The sequence below is a fragment of the Paenibacillus sp. FSL R10-2788 genome (genome assembly GCF_038003885.1).
In the GTDB taxonomy this organism is placed as follows: Bacteria; Bacillota; Bacilli; order Paenibacillales; family Paenibacillaceae; genus Paenibacillus_AQ; species Paenibacillus_AQ odorifer.
On sequence record NZ_JBBOQA010000001.1, the window covers coordinates 6,224,334 to 6,248,626 of the forward strand.

Genomic DNA, 24,293 nt, shown 5'->3' on the forward strand with positions numbered 1-24,293 from the left:
ACATTCATTACAAAGTGAACCCCCTCTAATTAAGAGGCAATATAGTCGGGATACATTCTATTAAACTGCCTATTTAATAAACATAATCAGCCGATCACGTTGAGTGATCGGCTGTCTTCTTGTTTTATAGAACTAACGTTTCGCGTTAGCTCAATCGTCAAAATTCTCTACGTGCCAGAAATCTACTTCACTAAATAGTCCCCATACTGAATAATAGCAAGATTATTCCCCATTCATCAGTCCATGAATAAATATGTAAAGAAAAATAGAACTCACTATTAATGTCCAAAATACGATTTAAAGATAGAGAATACGGCTACCGTTCAATCACCAGAAAAGGAAGCTCTCCCCTTTTATCTAGCAATTGATTAAACTTTTGATTCGAGAGATCTCGCCACTTCTTATTTTCACTTTCAATTATTTTTTTAACTTCGGACCAAGGAGTCGAAGGGGCGAGTTTACGATTCACATAACGGTCAATGTCCAATGTATGTAAGTTATTAAAATTACGATAGCGATTGTTATGCCAAATATGTTCTTTTTGCAGATCAAAAATTGTAGCCAGCTCAATATTTTTGGAATTTACTGTATTCTCATGGTGAAGAGTAAATAGAATGTATCTGCAAGTAGTAAAAGTCAATTTAGTATTATCTCCAAAGGGACTATTATTCGTAACGGCCTGATCCTTTATTTCTGCAAAATATTGAGACGAGACCGAGGTCTCTGTTATTTGTAAATTGATTTTATCGTTAATAAGTATTCCTTCTTCTCGTAGCTTGTCGCTTTCTAATAGATGAAAATGACAATTCGCATGAGAAGCTACATCGAAAGCATTCACATTTGATGTGTGTATTAAATCAATAAGAACATTGCCTTTTACGTTCCCTCCTGTTATTGTTCGTAAGACGAACACGCTATTGTTCAGTAACCCTCTTCCGTGGTCATTATTAATGTCAAAAGTAACAAAGTCATACCGATAATCAGGTTTTAGCTTTAAAGGTTCTCCGTAGTCTAACGAAATTGTTAAATCATACATTCTTCATACCTCCTTAATTTAAGTTACTTTAATTCGTATTGGATCAACGCGTTAAATCTCCTCCAATTTCCAAGTGATTTTAATCTTAACCCGTCCGTTAGCGTAATATGTTGTGATCAGTTTAGTACTATAATTTCTCAGGCTTCAGGCTGTATCTACATTATTCGAGTCTATTGAATATTACGTAGCTAAAAGAGTCATCATACTGGTTAGTAAGATCCATGGTATGAATCTCTTGTAAGAAAGATTTTCATAGACAATCTAAAGATCAGTGTAAATCATTCTGATGATGCCATACAATGACCCAATATCGTGAAATCCTACGGGCTCTATAGTCAAGGAATCAGTCAACGTTATATCGCTGCCAGATGCGCCTGCTCGCCCTCAGGCAAAGAAGGGTCGCCTACAAGATTAAGCCATCGTCTTTGTGGCGGCTTAATCTAATAGGCGACCCTCGAAAAGAACATGAATCAATTCCTGGAGGTTAATGATGCCAAGGTACGATGACAGTATGAAACATTATTGAAAAATCCTTCGTTCAGAAGTCGGTTATGATGACTACTTTTCAACACAAGGAAAGCACTTTGTCTCTATTCATTTTTCTACCGTCCAAATTTGTATAACATCAGCTGCCATGAATATGAATTAAATAATGTACTTCTTTCCTGATTTAATTTGGCTTACTACATCGTTTAGTATAGTTATAAAGTATTCTACTTCCTCAAAACTAGTTCTTTCACTAAGACTGATTCGTATACTGCTAGAAGAAATCTTTTCGTTATTTGTCATCTCCATTAATACTCTACTTACCTTTTTTGATTTTGAAGAACATGCTGACTGGGAAGAAACAATTAAACCCCGAACAGAAAATAAATGTATCAATACCGCTGATGTTACACCCGAAAAAGAAATATTTAATATATGTGGAGATGAAAGTGGTGTTTTGGGACTATTAATGATTATATCCGGAAAATCTTGAAGCTTCTCCAGCATATACTTGTATAACATGTAAATATGTTTTATGTTCAATTCTAGATTTTCATAGGAAATTTTTATAGCCTCAGATATACATAATACCCCTGTAACATTAGTAGTACCCGACCTTAGTCCATACTCTTGATTCCCTCCAAAGATTAATGGTTTAATACACACCAAATCTTTCTTTATTAAAATTCCAATTCCTTTAGGAGCACCAATTTTATGTCCTGAGAGTGTATACATATCAATATCATCTAAACTCAACGGTATTTTTCCGAAGCCTTGTACTCCATCTACATGAAAGATAATATTTGAATCATAGGATTTAATAAGAGCACCTATTTCCATTACAGGTTGTATTGAACCTGTTTCATTGTTAACATGCATAATACTGATTAGAGCTGTATTTACATTAATATGCTTTATAACTAAAGAAGTATCTACAATCCCATTCCTGTCAACAGGAATAAAGGTGACTTCAATTCCTGCATCCTGTAATTCTTTGCAACAATTAAAAACTGAGGAATGTTCAATGCTTGTTGTGATTATATGAATAGGTTTTTTTTTATTATCCATTAGCCATTTTATAGCTCCTAAAATTGCTATGTTATTGCTCTCAGTAGCTCCTGAAGTAAATATAACTTCAGAGGGTTTAACATTTAATATAGAGGAAATTGTCTCTCTAGATTCTTCTACTAAATTACTTACTTCATATCCCATAGAATGTGAAGACGACGGATTAGAATAATATTCTTGCGATGTTTTAAGCAAAAGATCATATACCTGTGGGTATAATGGGCTAGAGGAACAATAGTCCAAATATATATTATTAATTTTTAAACGCCTCCATATTTATTAATAAGTAAAGGTTGTCACAATCGGTAGATACCTTTATATCCTTAGAAAGTTTTACCTGTGTTATGTAGAATAAACTTTTCTATTAGAGCATCAATGTTGATTATATTTCCTGATTCAATGAAATTTTTATTTTCACCAAGTATAATGTATGAAGGATGTGTTTTAATTTGAAAATCTTTATACATTTGTTCTTCAGTAATAGAAATAATCGAAATTTGATCTAAGAAGGCCTCTCCAATTTCTCTATTCTCCTTTTTGTCTCCATCGGAAAAAATAATTAATGGTAAATCTGATATGCTTTTCAACTTATTTAAGTTAGTCAATAATTCAATGCATCTAACACAGTAAATAGATATAAATATTAATAATGAAGTCTTTCTGAAAGTTGGATTATTTAAATCTATAACATTACTATTTTGATCTTTATAGACCTTCCTCGGTTTGATTTGTGCTATATTTTTATTCATTTGGCAACCTCCACTATAACCGACTGAAATTGATATTTTTAATTTCTTCATGGCGATTTATAGTTCCTTTAGAAAGAATTATTCCTGCGTTTGATAAATAAAAAAAATATGGTAGCAGTTTGACATTATATTTTCTCGTATCTTTTATAAGATAATAATTACTAATCGATGCAAATATATTCTCATCTAGACTTCTAAGTTCATTCTTTCCTCCCTTTATAAATAAAATAAGATCTTTATCTCCTAGATCATCTTTAATTTCCTTTATCATAGAAAGAATATCCAGACATAACAAGCATGAAGTTGATAAGAACAAAACAAGAATCCCATTATTATTTAATTCTTGTTTATTATTTTTTATCGGGAAGATACTTCCCACTCTAAAGTCTTGTCCATTTTTCTTACGATTTAATTTATCTTTAGTCTTTTTGTAAAATTCAGCTATGGTAAGTGACATTATAAAATTACCACCTCAATTTTTTGAACTAATTTACTATATAAAGAAGGTATTATCCCGAATTAATTACTTATCCTGATATAGAACAGTACAAATGGTGCTTGTGGTAAATGGCAATATAGAAAATGAAAATCATGAGACAGACAATGTAGGTATTAAGTAATTTTTCAGTACAATATTCAATCCATGTGAATGTTGAACATCCAAATAATTAATTAGATGATTTCGGTTATCTAATAATAATATTGTAGGAGTTACATGGACTAAATAATTATCAAATATAACTTTAGATTTAATATAATGGACATCATCTGTTATTTTAATTTCTAACTCATCCTTTCCTACAACAATTATTCGCAATGTTTTAAAATTGGAAGATATAAGAGAGATATTCGATAAAACCTCATGACAATAAACACATTGGCTAGAGGAAAAAATAATAAGAGTATTATTATTCATTGAGTTTTCAGCTAAAGAAATAAGCCGCCCTACTTGATCCTCTTCTCTAAAAAGAGGCACCTTTTCACCTATTTTTAACTTATCAGGTATTAGTTCACTCTGATTGTTGATTCTTAGCTTTTTCAGGAAAGTAGATACGAATTTTGATAAATAGAAAATAAGAACAGCCTCAATAATCACAGTAATCCATAGAAGAACAATTGCTGTTTCCACTTATATTCCTCCCCTAAAAAGACGAATAGTTTTATACATATTTAATAAATTAGATGTTGTCTGATAAATAAATGTAGAAATTAAAGAGAAACAAAAAAAATATATATAGTTAAAATTATATATTTGATCTATTGGATGTTGATTTGTTAAAAATAGGTCTATATTCCCAAGTAAGTTTTCACGGATTAACAAAACAAAACAGATACCAATAAAAAAACAATTTCTAATTATAACTAACCAGGATGCTTCTTTATCACCTAGTATTCCACCACAGCCGCAAGATACCTTCTCCTGTTCTTTTGATAAGCTTATTACGGCTGCTATGGCATAAATAAAAAAGAGAGAGATTGCCACTAGAAGAAATTGATTAATAAGAATCCCAAAAATAAAGGACACTCCAATAAAAATCTCTAAAATAACATCAAATATAGCGATGAAATTAACCAGGTTTTTAGGAAAAAAACCGTATCCTTCAATTTTGTACTTATGTAAGTTTAAGTTTTTATTTTTCCCGTAACCAGAAGTTAAGAAAATTAACCCAAGAAAAATTCTAAGTGAAAACATTAGACCTTCATAGTACACTAGGACCCCTCCAATTATCCTTAAGATGATAATGCTTTATAAACGTTATAAGCTTCCCTTGAAGTCATGAATAGACGCTCTATATACAATTGTGAGTTCACTAGAGCTATCGATGGAAATGACAAAGTTATATCTGCTGGTAGATTATCTTTAGGAGAGGCTTCAACAATTTCAAAAAATTTACTATAGGTTCTAATAAAGTTATGCACAGATTTCTGCTCTCCAAAGACTAGAACCTTGACTGGAACTGCTCCAAATTTCTTATTCAAATCTATTAAATCTTCAAGTTCAGGAAAACAACTAGAACAATTTGCATCAGCAAAAAAAACCATAAAATAACCTTCTAAAAAAATATCATAGTTACTGTAAAGTGTATTAATCTTTTTTCCAACTATAGGGGGATTTGATTTTATTAAACTATTTGTTGTAAGGTACAATAATTCTTTTTTTAGCGATTTAAAAGAAATAATTATTACCACTAAAAAGATTATAAAAATTGAAACAGGTCCATAAAGCACAGTATTATTGATCTCGCTCCCTCCCCGATAAATCTATTTAATTATTTTATATGATAGAATTTTATGTTCGATATGTCAATCATTTACTTTAATTGAAAAAAAGTATATAGTAGAGGCACACCTTTTGTAATAACAAAAAGAAACAAAAATTTGATGACAAGGTGGTTTTTTAATGGAAAATTTATTTGGTAAACTTCTTGGATTTGACGGTTCGGCTTCACCTATGGGCGTTGTTTGTACTAACAAAAAGGTTCAACAATCTTGCCAGCCATACAACTGCCCTCCAGCATCTTCAACAGGAAACATTTTTTATGTATGGGTAGATGCTTACGACGGATCCTACTGTAATTCAACAATGACTCAAACATGTTGTTATTACTAAGACCAATTGTAATTTTTTAACATCAGATGTTCAACACTACAAAGTCCTCTTAGTTTTCTAATTAGTATACTTGAAGAAAAACGAGCCTTAGAAGTAATTCTAGAGGCTCGTTTTTCTACTCATATTTTACCCATTAATAGCATGCAACACAGAAAAACATTTAAAGAAGGTGACAAAAAGTGCGATCTTCAAATATATATAAAGTTCTGACAATCTTAATGAATGGAAGTAAAACTTGGCTATTTTTCAGTGTATTTTTTGCTCTTATTTCTGGTGTTGAACCCATTATTTCTTTGATACTCTCAAAAAAACTTTTAGATACTATCATTAATTTAATAGATACCAAGGAATTTCATTATCAAACAGTATTAATAATAATAACCCTTCAATTTCTCATAATTATTTTTCTATCATTTCTGACAAAAACACAGAACTTTTTAACAAAAAAAACCGAAAATAGTCTCGGACTAAACATAAAGAGCAATATCTTTTCTAAAGTTTCAAACTCCCCTCTCTCACTTATAGAGAATCACACTTATCAAAATAATCTTTCTAGAATTCAAAGTTCATCTGGCGAAAGGTTTTTGGCTCCTTTAACAGAAATATTTAGTTTAATTAAAAACCTAATTACAACAATATCAATTGGAGCATATTTGCTCTCTCTCCATTGGATCTTCTTATTAATCATATTAATAAATACTACTGCTGCGCTTATCGTTAATATTAAATTTGGTTATAAAAGATTCGAATTATTCAGATTTCACTCTATAACACAAAGAGATATTGGATATACATCAAGACTGATACTAGAACCTCAGTTCGCAAAAGAAATTAAAATGTTGAATTTACATAAATACTTAATTGATCGTTGGAGTCGAAAATACGAAGAAAATAGTAAAGATTCACTCAAGTTATTTTCTAATTTTCAAATCGCTACTTTTATGGCGGATATTTTAAAAGGAATATGTTATGCCATTAATTTAATCTTAGCAATAAATATTACACTGAAAAAAAATTACAAAATAAGTGATTTTGTCGTTATTACACAAGCAATTGTTCAAATGCAGAATTCAGTAAACTCTATAACTACTAATATTTCAAATATTTTTGAAAATGGACTATATTTAAAAGAATATTTCTCATTTATTGAGGAAAAGCATATTTTAGCTGATGACACCTCATTAATGAAATTCCCTAATTCAATCAAAAAAGGAATTACTGTTAATCATCTTACTTTTAATTACAATCAAAACTCACAACCAGTTCTGAATGATATAACTTTGAATGTTAATGTTGGTGAAAAAATAGCTATTGTTGGTGAGAATGGCTCTGGCAAATCCACACTCGTAAAATGTTTATTGGGGATTTACCCCATCTCACAAGGAGAAATTTTAATAGATGATGTTCCAATCAACAACTTTTCACAAGACGAACTCAATAATAATATTTCTATATTATTTCAAGATTTCATTAAATATCCCTACACCGTTTCTGAAAACATAGGTTTTGGTCAAATTTCCCAGATTAAAAATTCCGAGTTAATCAAAGAAGTCGCTAAAAGAACCGGTGCAGATTTATTTATCGATAATCTCAAGATGAAATATGATACATATTTAACTCAAATATTATATGAAGGTGAAGATCTATCCGGAGGGGAATGGCAGAAATTAGCTTTATCTCGTTCAATTATGCGAAATTCTCAGATATTAATTTTGGATGAACCAACATCAGCGATGGATCCTAGGTCTGAAAGTGATTTTTATAAAAATTTCCGGGAAATATGTAATGATAAAACAACGATTTTCATATCCCACAAGTTAATATCCTTAGATTTTGCTGATAGAATAATTGTTATGAAGTCTGGAAACATTATTGAGAGCGGTTCTCTAAGTGAACTGTTGGAAAAAAACGGTGAATTTAAAAAGTTGTATTCTTTACAAGCAAGTCAGATTACACAAAACTATTTTTCTTTAGTTTGATAAAGTGGTGAATTTTTCAAATTGCAAAACAAGATATTATGTGTCAAAGTTTTATCCGAGGTTTATATTTTAGGTTTGCTAGGGTTTGTCAATAATTTTGTGTAAACTTTTTGAAACTATATAAATTGTGTAAATAAGATTGAGGATCTCATATGGATATGGACAGCTCCATTAAATTTGAGGCATCGTTCCAAAAGCGTCAAAATAGCCCGTATCTTGATGTCAAGGTGTAGGCTATTTGACGCTTACAAAAATGTTACCTACCGATTTCTTAAATTATAGCAGGTTTGCTAGGTACCGTTTTTTGATCTCGCTCAACAGTGACACCGTTCAACGAATTGAAACACTCTGTAACACGATTTTCAGTGTTTATTGTAGACGATTACATGTTTTAATAAAAAACTAGTAACTCCTTAGAACTTCTCACTCGGATTTGGATCAAGGATCATTTCACCAGTGCGTTTTCTAAGAAATTTCGCATGCTTACTTTAGGCTGGTTGGACGGTCATACACTCCTCCCCTTGAACTTCGTCTTGCTAGGTTTCATTAAGACTGAACTCCACGGGAGCTCCCAGGAAATTGACAAGCGATCTTCTGTATCAAACGGCGGAAAGAAGCTCTGCGTGCTGCCCAGATCTAGCTTCTGAATCGTGAGATATCACCACAGGTGTTTCAACGACTTACGTACTCTTTGATAGTCTTTTTCAAATGAGCCAACCCTTGCTGCGCCTTCAAAAAGAGTTCCAAGGTCGCCCTACGATCTGCTTATTAGCCAAAACACAATTGCCTTTTCTCGTTACATGTTTTTGGCCTGACTGCATTGGCAAAGCACCCATAAACGTACGCTCGAAGGAATGTTTTATTTACTTTGCCATGTAGCCTGTACCCTGGTGTGATCATTGAATTTATAGAAAATAGTGGAATTAATGAAAGAAATCACCTACCAAGTAGGTAAAAAACTATCTGCTAAAAGTCAAATTTAGCTTTGGATGAATACTTTACCCGGCAAAAACAGTGGTGCTGCCAATTTAAATTTGCAGCACCATGTTATTTATTTCAGATCTATATTCATGCACTCTAGATGCTTACGTTTATTTTGGTCTAACCAAGAAATTAATACTTCGAATTCTTTTGCATTTTTATCGATGAAAAATCGAGTAAACTCAATTGTCTCATTAGATTTAACCGGAAAACTAGTTGGGTCAATTAATATTATCTTTTCTTTACTTTCTTTTTCCACAGAACGATAAAATTCAAATGTGGCGTCAAGCTTCTCTTTACTCAGGTTAGTTGCTGTTAATTTATAGCTTTTGTATTTACTGGGTTCGGGTGATGGCAACATACTTGTATTAACTTTAACAGCCCATTTTCCTGAGGTAATTGTTTTAGGTAAATTTGAATGTGCTGAAACACTAAGGCTCAGAATATTGTAAACCAAACAAAAAACAACCAATATTACTAATTTTTTTCTCACTGTACACTCACTCCTTTTTTTATAAATTATAATTCTCCAATCTTCATTAAACTATTCATGAAAAAATTCGTAATTTCACTCATCTGTTTATAACCCTAACTAAACACACTAGCCTTGCGCCGAAACTGACATGAAATTCATAGGTTGAATTAATTTCATTACTATGAATATAATGTTCTTCATTCACTGGCACTCCCTAGAAAAATCCCCTAATGTTAAGGAAGAATAGTCAAGTTACCCATCCCTCATCAAAAGGAAAGCCAGGACAGGACAGCACTGTAAGAGATCACACGCCAGAAAATCATAAGAAATTTATTCAATGGAATGTTAGTCGCTTTATCTCGTGGGCAGAAAGCGTTGGTGCTTATACAGCCTCTTGTGTTCAAGCAATTCTATCCTCATATAAGGTCGAACAACAAGGCTACAGAAGCTGCATGGCACTCCTTAAACTTGAAGATAAGAACAGCGTTGTTCGCCTCGAAATAGCATTTGCCAAAGCATTTTCCTACACCCCTAGGCCTAGCTCTCAAAATATCAAAACGATCTTAACTACCAGTCAAGATCGGCTCGAAACAATAAATGAAGTTAAGCCACAACCACTCTCTTCTGAAAACCATGAATTCGTTCGTGGTGCAGATTATCACGGGAGGGGTTAAACCATGTCACATGAACCTACGTTACGCAAACTTTACGAAATGCGACTCGCAGCAATGGCTGAGAACTATCAAAATCAATTATTAGTTCTAAGTTTTTAAACCCTAAATTTTTAAAAACACTTTGAATTGCTAGTAGATATTGAATGGTCCAGACGCAAGAACAACCGTCTTACCTCACCAATTCGAAAGAAGGATTTTCAACAAAGCAACGCCTGTATTGAGGATGTTGAGTATCGTGCTGACCGAAAACTTGACCGGACGCAGATCCTTCGTTTAGCCACAGGCTCTTATATTCAAGATAAACTTAATAACATTATCATGGGCACATCCGGTGCAGGAAAAACCTATTTGGCCTGTGCATTCGGTACTGCTGCATAACGTAATTTCTATCCGTTTAAATAAATTCGTTTGCCTGAACTAATAAATGAATTGGCAGTAGCTCGAGGCGAGGGTATTTATAAACGAGTCATGAAATCCTACAAAAAAGTTCCCCTGTTAATTCTAGATGAATGGCTCCTAGTTTCGTTAAAAGAAATTGAGGCCTGAGACCTGCTTGAGATCGTAGAAGCACGCCATCAAATTGGATCAACAATTTTCTGTTCACAATTTACTCATGCTGGTTGGCACGGTAAAATTGGAGAAAGTACACTGGCAGACGCTATTCTTGATCGAACCGTATACTCATCATACACGATCACACTTGAAGGCATGGAATCGATGAGTAAACGTAAAGGACTTATAAATTAACTAGCCAAATCATCATCACGGAGCCGCCACTCGAGGGTGGCTTAATTTTTCCGAAGAACTGGCTCACTCATTACGTGAACGATGGCTCTATTTCATCGAAATATTCACTCTAGTAATTTTTTAGTCAATCACGATATTTTCTTTTCACAACAGTTACGGATGTTCTCTTATCAATGAACACGGAGAACCTATTTAACATTTATTTCATCTTCTTTCTTTAGTTGATTTTTTCATGACATAAGAGTAACAAACAAGCCTCACAGTTTTCTGTGAAGCTTGTTTTATCAAGTCTATACTTGTTTTTCTTTCTAAGTACAAAGAACCAAATCGTACATGAAACAAGTGCAACTGTACCAATAACAATCATACTATTTTGCAAAATTATATTGGAAGTATCTAACAATCCTCCTGGAATGATGATATCAAGAAATAACATAAAGAACATAAAAAACAAAAAGACTAAAAATACAATGAAGGCTGCGTACTTCGATTTCCAATACACATACGATAGTAGAATATACATACCATATGCTAGTAGAGCTACAGAATCCGATGCGATTTTACACGATAAATCATAACGCATAAACCCAATACTGCAAAAGCTTGAATTAATAACATTACATTTTATGTTTGTACATTTGAAATCACCTCAAAATAGGGCAATCAGCAATTCCTTTGGTTTGATGAGACTTTACTCAATCCATTAATAATAAAATTACAGATAACGTGTCTAAAATCATGTCAATTTATTTTGAAGATAGTAATTTGACTCCACAAAATGATTGTTACACTAACGGGACACAATAACTCAATAAACCGCCTTCGAATAATTAGGCGATTTTCTTATAGTCAACTTTCAATATTCGTTATGTCATATCCAAAAAAATAAAGCACAAAAGGCACTTTATTTGATGACTTCCGTCAGTTATTAACTTAGTTGTCATCCAACATCAACAGAACGAATTTAAAGAAACCAAAAATTCAAATTTAGTTTAGATCCTATTAAGTAAAATATAAAGCCGTCCTATGATCTCAGGACGGCTTTATAGTCTAGGTTGTTGTCCAATCTTTACATTAAACAACTTCACAGCTTAAATATTCACTTCATAACTTTAATGTCCACTTCACATCTTTAATGTCCACTTCACATCTTTAATGTCACTGGACAGACAACAACTGTACTTTTATATCACCAAACCTACTCCACAGTAACACTCTTCGCCAAGTTACGTGGTTTATCCACATCATGACCCAGCGCAAGAGAAGCATAATAAGACAATAATTGCAGAGGCACTACGGACAAAGCTGCTGTCAGCATTGGAAGTGTCTTTGGAATCACGAACACTTGATCAACTGATCTAAGCAGGTCAGTCAAATGCTCTTGGTGAGTGATTGCCAGCACGTCTGCGCCACGAGCTTTCACTTCTTTGATGTTGCTGACGGTCTTCTCAAGTACAGCTTCCTGAGTTGCCAGGGCAATAACTGGAACACCTTCTTCGATCAGAGCCAATGTACCGTGTTTCAATTCACCTGCAGCATAAGCTTCGGAGTGAATATAAGAGATTTCTTTCAGCTTCAAAGATCCTTCTTGAGCAACAGCGTAGTCTACGCCGCGGCCGATGAAGAACAAGTTTTTGTGCTCAGAAATTTGTTCAGCATAACCTTTGATCGCTTCTTTTTGAGCTAGGATCTCTTCCACTTGCTCTGGCAGAGATTGCATAGCTGCAAGAATCTTAGTAACTTGTGCTTCGGTTTGTGTTCCACGAACTTCAGCCAAGTAAAGAGCAAACAATCCAAATGCGATCAATTGTGAAGTGTAAGCTTTGGTCGAAGCTACTGCAATTTCCGGACCCGCCAAGGTTACCAACACATCGTTTGCTTCGCGAGCAATAGAGCTGCCCACTACGTTAGTGATCGCCAATACGTGTGCCCCGTTAGCTTGTGCTTCACGCAGAGCTGCCAAAGTATCTGCAGTCTCACCGGATTGGCTGACTACGATAACCAAAGTTTCTGGAGTCACGATTGGTGAACGGTAACGATATTCCGAAGCAATATCATTCTCAACCGGAATACGAACCAAGGATTCGATCATAGTACGTCCTACCACACCTGCGTTGTATGCTGTTCCGCAAGCAACGACTTGAATGTTACGGATGTTCTTGATTTGTTCTTCAGTCATGTTCAATTCAGGCAATACAACCTTGTTGCCTTCCGCATTGATGCGACCACGCATTGTGTCGCGGTAAGCCTTAGGTTGCTCGTGTATTTCTTTCAACATGAAATGCTCGTAGCCGCCTTTTTCTGCGGTAACTGCATCCCAATCGACAGTAATCATTTCCCGAGAAATAAAATTGCCTTCAATCGTCATCAATTCGACAGCATCTCTTGTCAGCACAGCCATTTCGCCGTCATTCAAAATATATACGTTACGGGTATATTCAAGCAGTGCAGGAATATCTGACCCGATAAAGTTTTCTCCTTCGCCAAGACCGATAATGAGCGGGCTAGCTTGACGCACAGCCACCAGTTTATCTGGTTCATATTCAGTCAGGACGCCTAATGCAAACGCACCGCGCATGAACGTAATCGCTTTTTGTACAGCCTTCACGATATCCCCGTCATATTCGCGAGCAATCAGATGTGAAATAACTTCTGTATCTGTTTCAGAGACAAAGTGGCATCCGCCAGCGATCAGCTCTTCTTTCAGATCCAGATAGTTTTCGACAATACCGTTGTGAACTACCGAGAACTTCATGCTGTTATCCGTATGTGGATGTGAGTTCTCATCGGATGGTTTACCGTGAGTCGCCCAGCGTGTGTGTCCGATACCTGCGCTACCTGCCAGCGGGCTGTCTTGGAGCTTCGACTGCAGATTCGCCAAACGGCCTTGAGCTTTCACTACTTGTAGTCCTTCTTGGGTAAATACAGCAATACCAGCGGAATCATATCCACGATATTCCAATTTCTTCAAGCCCTCAACCAAGATCCCCTGCGAATTCTGATTACCAATATATCCTACAATACCACACATTATAATTTCCCCCGTCCGAGTTATCGTAATGTGGCGGCATAAGGAAAGAAACGTGCCGTGCGGCATGTTTTTGAGAAAAAGCAAATATTCTGTTGTATTTTAGGATCAACAAAATAAACTGTCACTTACATTCTAATGTTCATGAAATGCACAGCCTTCTCCTCTGCCGTGGCAGAAATAACGTGTTTCCTTCTGATGCGCGCACACATGAATAATATAATTTGTTGCACCCATGAAAACGTTGTGTGAAAGGTCGCCCTTTCATTTTCCGTATCCATTTACGGCTCTGGTGCATCACCGGGAGGTCCCCGCCGAACATTTCGAACACCTCCACCTCGTCAGCTTACGTCTGCCGTGATCCGTTCAAGCCATAGCCTACATAACAAGTAAGCAGCTTTCACTTCTCCCCCGCGCTAGACCAAGCTCTGGCGCTTGCTATTGCTAACCTCACAATCCCCGCTTTCCTTCTAGAATGACACTTAATCTATTATATGCACCTTGTAGTACTTTGGCAATGGCGCACCAACCTAAATTTTACAAAACCAGTTCAAACGATCTAATCCTAAAATAAAATAACACTGGTGCAACGAGTCCGAATCGCTCTCGCTCACTGCACCAGCCTTATAGTTAAGGTAATGGATTATACCAATTCGCGTTGAACTACTTCCACAATTTGATTCACATAAAGATCTAGATCTGCCTTATCCGGTCCCTCTGCCATAACGCGGATTAGAGATTCCGTACCTGACGGACGTACAAGCACACGGCCATTGTCGCCTAGCTTGCCTTCTACTTCAGCGATAGCCGCTTCTATAGCTACGTTGTTAGGGTAATTAGTCTTATCCTGTACACGAACATTGACCAGCACCTGCGGGTATTTAGTCATCATACTCTTAACTTCGCTAAGCTGTTTGCCTGTAGCCTTAAGTGTGTCTACCAGCTGAATAGCTGTAAGAATACCATCACCAGTAGTATTGTAATCCAGGAAAATAACATGTCCAGACTGTTCTCCACCTAGATTAAAGCCTCCACGACGCATTTCTTCCATAACATAACGATCCCCTACAGCTGTCTTAGCGGTATTCAGGGATAATTTCTCGGTAGCTTTATAAAATCCGATGTTACTCATAACGGTTGATACAATCGTGCTATCCTTCAGCTTACCTGCACGGTTCATCGCATCGCCACAAATACAAAGGATAAAGTCACCATCGACTTCATCACCATTATTATCAATAGCGATCAAGCGGTCTGCATCTCCGTCAAAAGCAAGTCCCAAATCAGCTCCATGACGTAAGACTTCTTCACGCAAAGTCTCTGGATGTGTCGAACCAAATCCAGCATTAATATTCAATCCATCTGGCTCAGCCCCGATAGAGATCACCTCAGCGCCAAGCTCTCTGAACAGTCTTGGAGCAAGCTCATAAGCTGCGCCATGCGCACAGTCCAGTACAACCTTGATTCCCTTAAAGTCCTGAGAAATGGTAGTTTTCAAATACTCCAGATAAAGATACTTAGCATCATTATCTACGGTAACCATACCTAAACCTGAACCGATAGGACGAGGCAATTCATCTACCTCCGCATCCATAAGCTCTTCAATTTGCAGTTCGGTTTCATCTGTTAGCTTGAAGCCATCCCCACCAAAGAACTTAATGCCGTTATCCTCTACCGGATTGTGAGAAGCTGAGATCATGACGCCTGCGTCTGCTTTTAACAATCTCGTAATATAGGCAACAGCAGGTGTACTAACTACGCCTATACGGATTACATCAGCTCCAATAGACAATAAGCCCGCAATCAGCGCGGATTCCAATAAAGGACCGGAAATACGTGTATCCATTCCGATAACAACCTTCGGTTTATCCAAGTTACCCGCTAGTACATATCCTCCACAACGGCCAATGCTATAAGCCATTTCTGCAGTCAATTCACGGTTTGCTACTCCCCGCACACCGTCTGTTCCAAAATACTTCCCCATTATTTTTCTCCTTTGAATACGCTACGTTAGCTTAATGTACTATCATATGATTTGCATACTATTTTGGTGTACCTCTGGGCTCAAAAGATTACGTCCCGCCCGTACCTACAGGATTTTCGGAATTCGTACTTGTGTTAGCTGTGCCGTTATTCTCCGGATTGGTATCCGTTGGTACAGGCGTTGGTGTTGCTCCAGCCTCTCCGCTATGAGTGGGCTTCTCCGTAGGTTCCTCATCACCTATAACAGGTTCAGAACTTGGCTCAGGAGTAGTAGTTCCCCCCCCCGTATCTGGATGAGGTGTAGGAACTGGCGCTGCAGGTGATAACAGCTGCACGGTCACAGTAAGAGGCACCCCTGAATTGGCTAGTGCGATAAACTGGGGCAGCGATACCCGCAAAGAAACCTCGTGAGTTCCAGCCGAAAGACCGCTAACATCAGCCACAACCCCTATATCTTTCTTATCAAGTTGATCTAGTAAAGCAGGCGCACCCTTTAAGGTAAGCGCTATTTCCTTGCTTGAAGGATTAACAATACTTCCTTCCAGATCATCCCCCACACCCTGAAGCTTGACAGGTACCGCCTCAATCGTCCGCTCAGCAATTTCTGAGATGGTTAATGAAACATTCACAGCTTCGGGCATGACTTTCTCCGTTCCAGCCGGAGGCTTCAAATCGACCTTTACTTGTTTCGTTCCAGCAGAATCTATTGCACTAAGGTTAACAGTGGCTTCATAGGCTGATAAAGCTGCCAAAGCCTCTGCTTGTCCATACACTACGACTGCTTCCTGCTCAGGTGTCAATTTGGATAATACGAGAGAATCCGGAAGTTGTCCAGTAAAGCCAATCTCCAGCGGCAAACTCTTAAACGGTAAGGTAATCGGCAATTCCACGGATACAGTAGAAGGCTCAATTACAGCATTTTTAATTTCATTTCCATCCTTATCATAAGCGTGTAGCTTCAATTTTTTCTCTTTAAATGTCTCATTTTCACCGTTAAGCTCAATGGTTCCTTGTATCTTAGCTACCTTGCTCAGTTCATTATCAGCAAGTGTGACTTCGACAGTATCTGTAGGCTGCAGGACCGGGGTGCCTATTTGGTAGCCCTCTGCAGGTTTCCCCTTCGTAACCAAGGATATGGGAAAAGACTTTGTATTCCGTGATTCTACATGTACGGTAACCTCTTTAGGATTCATTCTTACCAGGGATACACCTTTTGGCAGTTTATAATAAAGTGGCAACGTGGTATCTCCAGGTTCGACCTTAGTCAGATCAAGCATTACTTTATAGTCATCCGAGAACTGAAAGGAGATATCGGAATTTTTACCCGCTACCTCCAGACTCACACTGTCGACAGCCAAAGGTTCAAGGACATATTTATCCTCGTCAAGGCCGGTCACTTCAATCTTCACATTCTCAATAGTTTTTGTTTTAATATCCACTGTTGTCTGTCCAGAAGGCGCAGTATCGACATGAACCATCGTAAACAAAATGATCCCGAACACAAGGGCCAGAATCTTATTGAAATTGTTATTGTTCATCCACTTATCCATGATTCTTGTCCCCCTTCCGTTTCCAGAAAGTTGAACCCTTCTCCTTCAGCGATGAACTTACACTAAGCTCTTGATGGAGCTTCGATATCATGGATTCTTCCTTAATGTCTCTCACGATCTGGCCATTAATTGCAAGGGAAATCTGCCCTGTCTCCTCTGAGACAATGACAGACACCGAGTCCGCAACCTCACTTATTCCTATAGCAGCGCGATGACGGGTTCCCAGTTCTTTGCTGATAAAAGGATTCTCGGACAAAGGCAAGTAACAAGCAGCCGCAGCAATCTGATTTCCCTGCATAATAAGGGCTCCGTCATGCAGAGGTGTATTGGGAATGAAGATGTTAATGAGTAATTCGGAGCTGACCAGGGAACGCATGGGTATACCTGACTCTGTATATTCGTTTAGCCCTGTCTCCCGCTCAAAAACGATTAACGCCCCTATTTTTCTGCGAGATAAATAATTCACGGCTTTAATCACTTCGCCGATTAACTTACTGATCTCTTCGTCACTTTCTCCAGCCCGTCCGAAAAATCTGCCCCGTCCAAGCTGCTCCAGTCCCCTTCGTAGTTCCGGCTGAAAAATGATAAAGACAGCTAGGACCCCGAAAGTAAACATTTGATTCATTAGCCATTTAAGTGTATACAAGTCCAAGATTGTGCTTACCGCCCAAATCAAGACCAGAACCAATATCCCTTTTAAAAGCTGAATCGCCCGCGTCCCGCGTACCATATTAAGCACTTTATAAATAATGTAACTGACGATTAGGATATCAATTATATCTTTAATGGAATCTTTCCATGTTAGCTCAGTAAAATAACTCATTGCCTAAAACCCCCGTCATTTCAAATTAGCTGGGTTTATGTAAAATGTCTGTTAGCTCTGTATCATATCTAGGTTATAACGTTCGGGCTTCAGTTGCAAGTTTAGTCCCTCAATCCTTTCCGAAACCACCCAATTTAAGGAAACAAAAAAGCGCCATCTTTCCGGAAAAAGAGGCGCTAATTAATATTCCTGCTCAAGGTAACCACTGCCCGCATTAACGGTAGGCAACTTCAGAGAACATGTTCGTCACTTTATACCAGAACCAGCTTACTGCCTGGTCTATGCTTTTGACTTGCCCAGAAATATGAGCTGTTGAAGCCTGATATAGAGATCCGTCAATGACTGTCACGTTGCCGTTCACTTCTCCATATACCTGTGCTTTACCGTTCTCTATGGTAAGGTCTCCGGTAATAATTTTTCCGGAAGGTACAATTACAGTATCCCCTTTGATGACCACTTGATCCAAATCAACACCTCTAACTACAAGCTGTCTGTCTGGACTCCAAAAAGTTACGGTGCTCATCAGCATAACGACAAGGAATAGAGATGCCGCTGTAAGTGCAGGGTGTCTCTTGATCCAGGTAATAAAGGCTTTTTCTTTCTTAGTCTTTGGCAATGAACTCATTATCCGGCTCACAAGATCATCTGAAGCTACAGGATTCTGATGCATTAGGGAGAACATCAACATATCTGTCTGTTCTAATTCTTTAAACTTTGCACGGCAATCTGGACAGGATAGAAGATGCTCCTTCAATTCCCTCTGCTGCTGTTCGGGCAAGTCGTCATCCAAGTAGTCATGCATCATAGAGACGGCCAGTTTGCATTCCATAGGAGCCAATCCTTTCATGAGTGCTATTTAATTATCCTAAGACAAAGGGTCAGGACACATAAGACTTGCTTAACTTACATACGTCGCTCTCGAAAAGATGTTTCATAAAAAAAAATCTATTTTTACATTTTTGGGCCTAATTTTTTACGCAAAAATTCACGGCCTCGATGTACACGCGTCTTAATCGTGGTCACGGGCATATCCAGGACATCACTAATCTCCTGAAGTGACAGATCCTGCAGGTACCTCAGAATCATCACCGACCTGTATTTCACAGGCAGACTGTCAATCGCCTCATAGATTAGCCCCTGCGTCTCAGAGAGCAATAGTTCGGTCTCAGGTGTCACATTATCGCTCGGAATCAACGAGTAGCCATCAAGGCCCTCCTGATCGTTCATTTCAGCATCCAGCGAATAGGTTGGTTTTCGTTTACGCAATCTATCTATACAGAGGTTCGTTCCAATCCGGTAAATCCATGTGGAGAACTTCTGTTTATCATCATAACGATCCAAATTCCTATACACACGCAAAAAGGTCTCCTGAACAATATCCTCCGCCTCATGGCGATTGTTCAACATCCTGTAAGCTAAATGATATATTTTGTCTTTATATAGTTCCACAAGCTCGGCAAATGCCCTTTGGTCGCCCTTCAAGGCGAGCTTTGTCAATCTGCCTTCCAAATTCTCCACCTGTTAACTCCCCCAGACTTGCCGCCCTTGGTATTTCTTCGCAAATATCCACGGTACAAGCAATTAAATCGTAATTCAAGTTTGTGTAAAAATCAAGGATTGTATTGTAACCTTCTATGTAAACTGAGTTAAAAACTGGACAACTTGGTATAGGCGATTAAGTGCAGCTCCGAGAAATATTTGGACTTCCGGTCGCTGTTATCCTCACATTTCCTGATTATAAACCACATATAGTGGTCGAAATCTGAGGATAAAGGCGAACGCTGGTGCTCCTACAGTTCCAAATATTCTCTACGCTGCTCCATCACCAAAGTAATAAGTGCCACGTTATTTACCTCCGATTACATCTCGGTTACTTGGGTAGGGTAATAAAAAAATATCGGGTTTGACTCTCCAATATTTAGGAACAAGTAAAGTTCACAGCAGCAATATACAGTTTATGATCACAACAACTTGTATTAGGCAAAAAAAGTCCGCCCCAAATAGGGCGGACTTTTTGTTGTTAAGACTATATCAGCCGGTATTCCGAAGACCGGCGGCAATGCCGTTGATGGTAAGCAATACTTCGCGAAGCAGTTCGCTATCATCTCCATCGATTTCACGGAGCGCTCTAAGCTCGGATAGCAATTGAACCTGCAGGTAGCTAAGCGGATCAACGTATGGATTACGGAGTCTGATCGACTCTTGAATCACAGGAACGTTATCCAGAATATCCTGCTGGCCTGTAATCTTCAGGATCAGCTCAGAGGTCAGATTAAATTCATCTTCAATCTGGCCGAAGATCCGTTGACGTGCTTCCTCGTTCTTGCCCATGCTGGCGTATTCCTTAGCAATAATCAAGTCCGCTTTTGAAATAGCCATTTGCAGCGTATCTATCAGTGTAGTAAAGAATGAGAAGTTCTCATACATATGTTGCATTATCTTCAGATTCTCTTCCTTACCCTCATAGAAACTCTGCAGTCCGGTTCCAGCAGCGTACCAGGCTGGGAGCAAATAACGGCTTTGTGTCCATGCAAATACCCAAGGAATTGCACGCAGATCTTCAAAACGGTCGCTGTTCTTCCGCTTGGAAGGACGGGAACCGATATTAAGCTCTCCAACCTCAGGCAGAGGTGTTGATTCTTTGAAATAAGTCAGGAAATCTGGATCACGGAAGATCAAATCCTGATATTTGTTCAGCGAGACTTCAGAAATCCGGGCAACAATCTCTTCCCATTTCTCTTCATAAAGATCCGCTTGTGGCACTCTCGCACTAATTGCTGCAGTTACAAGCGCAGATGTCGCTTGCTCCAGACTGCGGTAAGCAATCCCCTGCATCGAGTAACGGGAGGAGATTACTTCTCCCTGCTCGGTAATCTTAATCCCGCCGCCAATTGTCGAAGCTGGCTGAGCAAGAATACTGCGGTTAAGCGGCATACCCCCGCGGCCGAGCGCTCCACCACGCCCATGGAAGAACTTCAGCTTGATTCCGAACTGATCGGCTGTCGCTGTAATTTCTTTTAGGGCAACACGCAGTTCCCAGTTAGCAGTAACCACGCCGCCATCTTTATTACTATCTGAATATCCAAGCATGATTTCCTGCAAATCATTCATTGCTCTTACCGCATCACGGTAGATCGGCATACTGAGCAGTGTGTGCATAATTTGCGGTGCTTCATGCAAATCATCAATCGTTTCAAAAAGTGGCACAGCTTGCAGGGTACATACAACTGTACCGTCGTTATCCTTGCGGAATAGTCCTACCTCTTTGGCGAAGACCATAACCTCCAGAATGTCGCTTGCAGCTTCCGCCATACTGATCAGATAACTGGTGATACATTGTTTGCCGTACTCTTCCTGCGATGCGAAGATCGTCCGGTAAACCGCCAGACACTCCTCTGTACTTTCAGTGTAAGTCTGGTAAGAAGAGGTCAACGGACGTGGATCATTCAGCAATTTCTCCAGCAGATCAATCTTCTCGATCTCCGTCAACTTAGAGTAATCCGGCGAAATGTTCATCTTCGCCAAAATTTCTGTCATGGCATTCTCATGTTCTTGGCTGTGTTGACGCACGTCAAGAGTTGCCGTATGGAATCCGAACAACTCCACTTGGCGGATTAGCTTTTTAATATAGGTATCGGCCACATAGTCGGCATAGTGATGTCGTAGACTGCGGTCAATGACATTCAAATCATCTATGAACTCCTCAGGTGTAGCATAACGCTCAGGAGTATCTTTTTTCTCATCATCCAAAACATTTTGTGTCTTAGAGATCATGTAGCTAAGTTTAATTCGGTAAGGTTCGTTGTCATTGCGCCATTCTTCCATCTTGCCTAGGTTAATGATCTCACGATCAGCTTCGATGGATTCTACTAGCTCAGGCGTCACTTTAACAATACTTGTGCTAAAGCTTAGATATTTCATGAGTTCACGCATAATCCGCTGATATTCACGAATGGCCAGCTTACGCTGCATGCGTAAAGTCTGCGCAGTGACTGTTGAGGTTACCGATGGGTTACCATCACGGTCTCCACCAATCCATGATCCAAAACGCAAGTAGGTTGGCACATGCCAATTCTGTCCTGGATAGTATTTGCTCAGACAGCGTTCAAGCTCTTGATACACATCCGGCAATACATGGAAAATAGTCTCATGGAAATAGTACATTCCATTGCGCACTTCATCGAGTACTGTTGGCTTGCGGTCACGTAGCTCATCCGTTTGCCAAAGCGTAATCACTTCATTCAATAGCTTCTCGCGAAGCTGTTCACGTTCACGGAAAGTTAGAGTAGGGTTATCAAGACCCATAACATCATCGGATATCCGTTTATGAATATCGAGAATCGCACGGCGCATGGCTTCCGTTGGATGTGCCGTCATTACAAGTTCCAGAGACAATCCTTCAATAATCTCGTTGACTTCCTCATGAGAGAAATCACGTTCACGAAGCTCTTGAATAGCGCTTTCTATAGAACCGGGTTGAACTGTCTCCCCAGCTGAACGTTCATAGTCACGTTTACGGCGAATCCGGTGGTTCTGTTCGGCAATATTCACCAATTGAAAATAAATGGCGAACGCTCTTATTACCTGATGACGGTTCTCCGGATCCAAAGAATTGATTAACTCCTTAAATTCACTATGCAGTTCAGGTAAAAATAGTGAGCGTAGCGATTTACTGGTTTCGCGGATCTTCTCCACGATCTCTAGCAGTTCGTTACCGCCTTGGTGAACCAAGACCTCTCCTAAAATGTTCCCCAAGAACCGTACGTCCCGTCGCAGCAGATTGTTAGAGTTGCTTTTGCTGACGGTAGTCGTAAGTTCGGTCATGCTGCTCCCCCCATTCTTTTCCGGATCAATGTGTTAAGTTTGTCTGTCTAAATATCGTCTATTAAAGCTTCCTCATATCATACAATAAAACCGTTTGAAAATCTGCAACTTTTTTGTGCTGTAAAGCGACACAGTACCTAAGATTATACACCAATTTCTGAATTTATACAGTCCTTATATTTTATGTATTCTTTCATATATATAATGGCTCTATCGTATATTCTCTATGTATGCTTATATTCGGATTGTGCGGAGCTGGTCAATGAACAGTCCAATTAAAGGAGAATAATGACGATCACGGTTATACGAATAATAAATATGTCTTTCAAAATTATAATCCGGAATGGCTCGCATTAGCAATCTTCCTCTGGCTACCTCGTCCTCCACAGCAAGTCGTGAAATAAATGAGACATGCTGTCCACTCATAAGCGATTGCTTAATCGCCTCCAGTGAATCGAGCAAAATATGCGGTTTTGATTCTTTTCCCTCTCGTTCAAACCATTTATCCGTCAAATGGCGTGTGCTTGATTCCTTGTCATGCAAAATAAAGCTCGCTGAAGCGATCATCGCCGAGTTTAAATTAGAAAATCCGGCAAAATCATGTGTAGGTGCAAAAACAAGGACAAGCTCATCTTCACATAAGGCTTGAGTATGCAGATCAGGCAGATAAAAAGATTCCGTAGACAAGATACCAAGATCAATCTCATGACTGGCAAGCATTTCTTTGATCACCGGTGAAGGTTTAACCGATAAAGAAATGGTAATCCCCGGATGTTGTTCGCCAAACAGCCCCAATATTTTTGGAAGAATATATGTAGCTGGAACATAACTGGCACCAATTTTCAGCGTCCCCCGGCCTGCCTGACTGAACTCTTTTACCACCCGCTCCGCCTCCGCAGCAAGCGCATTGATTTTGATTGCATAATGAAGAAAAGCTTTACCACTCTCCGTAAGAATCATTTTATCCATTCTGGATTCAAATAACTTCTCCCCCAATTGCTGCTCTAAATTCTTCAAATGATACGTAACGGTGGGCTGCTTTAGTCCAAGTTTATCTGCTACCGTGGTAATTTTTTTATGTTTATTCAGCAGTTCTACAATTTCCAGCTTCATTAGATTAAGGTTCATTCTCTTCCACTCCCTCGCCTTTTCCTAAACGGTAACATAGAAGAATTCTATGAATGTTAAAATAAATCGGCAAAAAAGTTAATATCACAGTTACATTCAGCAAATATAGCGGGAATTCTTTACCTTTACACTAAGAACAAGCTTAAGAACA

At 38.4% G+C, this 24,293-nt stretch carries 18 protein-coding genes and 1 pseudogene; 3 read left to right on the forward strand and 16 right to left on the reverse strand.

Annotation, left to right across the window (positions count from 1 at the left end; all coding sequences use genetic code 11):
- Window positions 1-316 precede the first annotated feature (316 nt).
- The 7 genes from NSQ50_RS27585 to NSQ50_RS27615 form a co-directional block, all read right to left on the reverse strand.
- Window positions 317-1,036, reverse strand: coding sequence for a hypothetical protein (locus tag NSQ50_RS27585; protein WP_036681316.1), 720 nt, complete (start codon window positions 1,034-1,036; stop codon window positions 317-319).
- Window positions 1,037-1,681: 645 nt separating this feature from the next.
- Window positions 1,682-2,833, reverse strand: coding sequence for a cysteine desulfurase family protein (locus NSQ50_RS27590; RefSeq protein WP_162164268.1), 1,152 nt, complete (start codon window positions 2,831-2,833; stop codon window positions 1,682-1,684).
- 80 nt (window positions 2,834-2,913) lie between these two features.
- Window positions 2,914-3,339 (reverse strand): hypothetical protein, encoded by a 426-nt coding sequence (locus tag NSQ50_RS27595; protein WP_036681312.1) that lies wholly within the window; start codon window positions 3,337-3,339, stop codon window positions 2,914-2,916.
- Window positions 3,340-3,352: 13 nt separating this feature from the next.
- Window positions 3,353-3,796 (reverse strand): hypothetical protein, encoded by a 444-nt coding sequence (locus NSQ50_RS27600; protein ID WP_036681309.1) that lies wholly within the window; start codon window positions 3,794-3,796, stop codon window positions 3,353-3,355.
- Between the two features lie 132 nt (window positions 3,797-3,928).
- Window positions 3,929-4,468, reverse strand: a complete 540-nt coding sequence (locus NSQ50_RS27605; RefSeq protein WP_036681307.1) for a TlpA family protein disulfide reductase — start codon at window positions 4,466-4,468, stop codon at window positions 3,929-3,931.
- The gene (locus tag NSQ50_RS27610) at window positions 4,469-5,050 is read right to left on the reverse strand and encodes a MauE/DoxX family redox-associated membrane protein (protein ID WP_036681306.1); all 582 of its coding nucleotides are present in this window, start codon (window positions 5,048-5,050) and stop codon (window positions 4,469-4,471) included.
- Window positions 5,051-5,070: 20 nt separating this feature from the next.
- A complete protein-coding gene (locus NSQ50_RS27615) occupies window positions 5,071-5,568 on the reverse strand; it encodes a hypothetical protein (RefSeq protein ID WP_036681303.1) in 498 nt (165 codons plus the stop codon).
- Window positions 5,569-6,168: 600 nt separating this feature from the next.
- On the opposite strand from NSQ50_RS27615, the gene NSQ50_RS27620 reads away from it, so the two are divergent.
- Window positions 6,169-7,929, forward strand: coding sequence for an ABC transporter ATP-binding protein (locus NSQ50_RS27620; protein ID WP_141118566.1), 1,761 nt, complete (start codon window positions 6,169-6,171; stop codon window positions 7,927-7,929).
- Between the two features lie 1,051 nt (window positions 7,930-8,980).
- Here the strand turns inward: NSQ50_RS27620 and NSQ50_RS27625 are convergent.
- Window positions 8,981-9,403 (reverse strand): hypothetical protein, encoded by a 423-nt coding sequence (locus tag NSQ50_RS27625; protein ID WP_036681299.1) that lies wholly within the window; start codon window positions 9,401-9,403, stop codon window positions 8,981-8,983.
- Window positions 9,404-9,615: 212 nt separating this feature from the next.
- Between NSQ50_RS27625 and NSQ50_RS27630 the strand changes: the two genes are divergently transcribed.
- Together NSQ50_RS27630 and NSQ50_RS31685 are read left to right on the forward strand one after the other, a co-directional pair.
- A complete protein-coding gene (locus tag NSQ50_RS27630) occupies window positions 9,616-10,059 on the forward strand; it encodes a hypothetical protein (RefSeq protein WP_051491182.1) in 444 nt (147 codons plus the stop codon).
- A 3-nt stretch (window positions 10,060-10,062) separates the two neighbouring features.
- Window positions 10,063-10,806: pseudogene (locus NSQ50_RS31685) on the forward strand (ATP-binding protein).
- 1,198 nt (window positions 10,807-12,004) lie between these two features.
- On the opposite strand, the gene glmS reads toward NSQ50_RS31685, so the two are convergent.
- From glmS to NSQ50_RS27680, 8 genes are all read right to left on the reverse strand, one after another.
- Window positions 12,005-13,837, reverse strand: coding sequence for a glutamine--fructose-6-phosphate transaminase (isomerizing) (glmS, locus tag NSQ50_RS27645; protein WP_036681297.1), 1,833 nt, complete (start codon window positions 13,835-13,837; stop codon window positions 12,005-12,007).
- Window positions 13,838-14,477: 640 nt separating this feature from the next.
- The gene (gene glmM, locus NSQ50_RS27650) at window positions 14,478-15,818 is read right to left on the reverse strand and encodes a phosphoglucosamine mutase (RefSeq protein ID WP_076223602.1); all 1,341 of its coding nucleotides are present in this window, start codon (window positions 15,816-15,818) and stop codon (window positions 14,478-14,480) included.
- Between the two features lie 88 nt (window positions 15,819-15,906).
- Window positions 15,907-17,367, reverse strand: coding sequence for a CdaR family protein (locus NSQ50_RS27655; protein WP_081384424.1), 1,461 nt, complete (start codon window positions 17,365-17,367; stop codon window positions 15,907-15,909).
- Window positions 17,360-18,190, reverse strand: coding sequence for a diadenylate cyclase CdaA (gene cdaA / locus NSQ50_RS27660; protein WP_036681290.1), 831 nt, complete (start codon window positions 18,188-18,190; stop codon window positions 17,360-17,362). Before cdaA ends, NSQ50_RS27655 begins: the two co-directional genes overlap by 8 nt.
- Before the next feature lie 214 nt (window positions 18,191-18,404).
- A complete protein-coding gene (locus NSQ50_RS27665; protein ID WP_036681404.1) occupies window positions 18,405-19,019 on the reverse strand; it encodes a zf-HC2 domain-containing protein in 615 nt (204 codons plus the stop codon).
- A gap of 122 nt (window positions 19,020-19,141) precedes the next feature.
- Window positions 19,142-19,708, reverse strand: a complete 567-nt coding sequence (gene sigW / locus NSQ50_RS27670; protein ID WP_036681288.1) for an RNA polymerase sigma factor SigW — start codon at window positions 19,706-19,708, stop codon at window positions 19,142-19,144.
- A 513-nt stretch (window positions 19,709-20,221) separates the two neighbouring features.
- Window positions 20,222-23,014: a phosphoenolpyruvate carboxylase gene (gene ppc, locus NSQ50_RS27675; protein ID WP_036681287.1), complete on the reverse strand. Its 2,793-nt coding sequence runs from the start codon at window positions 23,012-23,014 to the stop codon at window positions 20,222-20,224.
- Between the two features lie 234 nt (window positions 23,015-23,248).
- Window positions 23,249-24,142 (reverse strand): LysR family transcriptional regulator, encoded by an 894-nt coding sequence (locus NSQ50_RS27680; RefSeq protein WP_036681285.1) that lies wholly within the window; start codon window positions 24,140-24,142, stop codon window positions 23,249-23,251.
- Window positions 24,143-24,293 lie beyond the last annotated feature (151 nt).